The 2,696-nt window shown below is 69.4% G+C and carries 4 protein-coding genes; all 4 read right to left on the reverse strand.

Annotated elements, in window-relative coordinates:
• Nucleotides 1-17 precede the first annotated feature (17 nt).
• Genes ACWGI8_RS42730 through ACWGI8_RS42745 form a run of 4 tightly spaced genes read right to left on the reverse strand, consistent with a single transcriptional unit; the run spans nucleotide 18 to nucleotide 2,496 of the window.
• Nucleotides 18-575: a YcxB family protein gene (locus tag ACWGI8_RS42730; protein WP_453668858.1), complete on the reverse strand. Its 558-nt coding sequence runs from the start codon at nucleotides 573-575 to the stop codon at nucleotides 18-20.
• A 44-nt stretch (nucleotides 576-619) separates the two neighbouring features.
• Nucleotides 620-1,459, reverse strand: coding sequence for an isoprenyl transferase (locus ACWGI8_RS42735; RefSeq protein WP_453668859.1), 840 nt, complete (start codon nucleotides 1,457-1,459; stop codon nucleotides 620-622).
• A gap of 30 nt (nucleotides 1,460-1,489) precedes the next feature.
• Entirely contained in the window at nucleotides 1,490-2,239 is a 750-nt protein-coding gene (gene recO / locus ACWGI8_RS42740) for a DNA repair protein RecO (RefSeq protein ID WP_453668860.1), read from the reverse strand.
• Nucleotides 2,236-2,496: a hypothetical protein gene (locus ACWGI8_RS42745; RefSeq protein WP_453668861.1), complete on the reverse strand. Its 261-nt coding sequence runs from the start codon at nucleotides 2,494-2,496 to the stop codon at nucleotides 2,236-2,238. Before ACWGI8_RS42745 ends, recO begins: the two co-directional genes overlap by 4 nt.
• Nucleotides 2,497-2,696 lie beyond the last annotated feature (200 nt).

A 2,696-nucleotide genomic window follows, 5' to 3' on the forward strand; every position in this document is an offset into this window, starting at 1 on the left:
GGCCCCTTTCGCGTACGTCAGACGCGGGTGGTGTGCCGGTCCAGGATGGCCCGCAGGCGGTCGGCGTCGCCCGGCGTGCTCAGCCCCTGCTTGGGCAGGACCTCCAGGCACATGATGTTGGGGTCCCGGCTGAGGAGGACGAAGTGGCCCGGCGTCTCCCGGTAGCCCTGGAGGACGGACCACTTCTGGATCAGTGTGCTGTGGTCGGTGCTGCAGGTGATCCCGGCCGCGGACACGGTGGCGCGGTACTCGCCCTGCCACCCGACGATCTTCTGCACATGGGCGGCTTGTATCCGTGGATAGCTCCACACCAGCAGGACGACGAACAGGAGCACAACGGTCTGGCCCGGGTCGATGCTCCCCCGGCCCATGGTGGTCAGCAGCCAGAACACCGCCCACAGCGCGAGGAACGCGCCCCGCAGCCACAGCCCGGTCCGCTTGATCCGCTCGCGGACCCGCAGCCCGGCCAGTGTGTCGGCCGGCTGGGGCCGGTAGACCAGCTCCACCTGCTCATCGCTCGCGCCCTGGGCTCCGTGCCCGCCACGCTCGTCACTCAAGCCCTGTGCTTCGGTCACGGCCCCTCCCCTGTCCTGGACGAGCCGTGATCGTAGCGGGCGGGTCAGACGGCCGGGTCCTTGCCCTGCATCGCGAGGATCTCCTCGTTCGGGATCGCGCCGCCGAAGCGCCGGTCGCGCTGCGCGAACTCCAGGCAGGCCCGCCACAGGTCACGGCGGTCGAAGTCGGGCCACAGCACGTCCTGGAAGACCATCTCGGCGTAAGCGCTCTGCCAGATCAGGTAGTTGGAGGTGCGCTGCTCGCCGCTCGGGCGGAGGAAGAGGTCGACGTCCGGCATGTCCGGGTAGTACATGTACTTCTGGAGGGTCTTCTCGTTGACCTTCGACGGGTCGAGCCTGCCCGCCTTCACGTCCGCCGCCAGCGCCTGTGCCGCGTCCGCGATCTCCGCGCGCCCGCCGTAGTTCATGCAGAAGTACAGCGTGAGCCTGTCGTTGTCCTTGGTCTGCTCCTGGGCGATCTGGAGCTCCTTGGCCACCGACTTCCACAGCTTGGGCATCCGGCCCACCCAGCGCACCCGGATGCCGAGTGCGTCGAGCTGGTCGCGGGTCTTGCGGATGAAGTCGCGGTTGAAGTTCATCAGGAAGCGCACTTCGTCCGGGGAGCGCTTCCAGTTCTCGGTGGAGAAGGCGTACAGGGAGATGTTTCCGACGCCCATCTCGATCGCACCCTGGAGTACGTCCAGCACGCGCTCGGCGCCGACCTTGTGGCCCTCTGTGCGCGGCAGACCGCGTTCCTTGGCCCAGCGACCGTTGCCGTCCATCACGATCGCCACATGCTCCGGCACGAGTTCACCGGGGATCTTCGGCGGGCGGCCCCCCGACGGGTGTGGCTCGGGGACCTTGTACTCGCGGCGGGAACGTCCCAGGATTCCGCGTCGTGCCATGGGGGTCACACTCTCCTAGCTTTCGCTTCCCTAGTTTTTCTCTACGTACCGCAGTGAGCGCAGTCCGCGCTCCAGGTGCCAGTGCAGATAGGCGGACACGAGTCCGCTGCCCTCCCTCACGTGGCGCGCCTCGCACGCTTCCGCCGTGTCCCAGTCCCCCGTCAGCAACGCGCTGAGCAGTCCGACGGCCTCAGCCGAGGGTACGACGCTGCCGGGCACCCGGCAGTCGCCGCATATGACTCCGCCCGCCGCGACCGAGAAGAACCGGTTCGGGCCGTGGATACCGCATTTCGCACAGTCCTCGAAGCTGGGCGCGTAGCCGTTGACGGCGAGGGAGCGCAGCAGGAACGCGTCGAGGATGAGGTGCGGCGGGTGCTCACCGCGCGAGAGGGAACGGAGCCCGCCGACGAGCAGCAGATACTGCTGCACGGCCGGCTCGCCCTCGTGGTCGGTGAACCGTTCCGCCGTCTCCAGCATGGCGGTGCCCGCGGTGTACCGGGCGTAGTCGGTGACGATCCCGCTGCCGTACGGAGCGATCGTCTCGCTCTGCGTGCACAGCGGCAGCCCGCGCCCGACCAGCTCACTGCCCCGCGCGAAGAACTGCACGTCCACGTGCGAGAACGGCTCCAGCCGCGCGCCGAACTTCGACTTGGTGCGGCGCACGCCACGGGCGACGGCACGGATGCGGCCGTGCCCGCGGGTGAGGATCGTGATGATGCGATCGGCCTCGCCGAGCTTCTGCGTCCGCAGGACGATCCCGTCGTCCCGGAAGAGGCTCATCGCACGCCCCCACGGGTGTCCGGCCGGGGGGCCGGGCCCGCGGCGGAGCCGCAATGGGGAGCAGCTCCCCCGGAGAAGCACAGCATGATCCGGTCCGCTTCACCCAGCTTCTGGGTGCGCAGCACGATGCCGTCGGCGCGGAACAGACTCATGGAGCCATTGTCCCGTACGAGGGCGTGGCGCCGGGCGGCGCCCCGGGAACGCGGGTGGAAACGCCGGTAGGGCAGGAACCGGTCCTCCTCCTGCCGGTGCGGCACGGGACCTGCCGCACCTGCACGGCTGACGGCGTCCTTAGGGCCTGTCGTTCGGATCAGGCCGGCAGCGACATCTGCGGCTACCGCCGCGGGGCGAGCGGGGTCTGGCGCGTGCAGATGCAAGGCGGAGAAGGGAGCCACTGCGGAGCATTGGCGACAGACGACAACGCCGCTGGGGGTCCCCCCAGGCGAAGCTCTGGGGG

The sequence above is a fragment of the Streptomyces sp. NPDC054841 genome, from assembly GCF_053611045.1.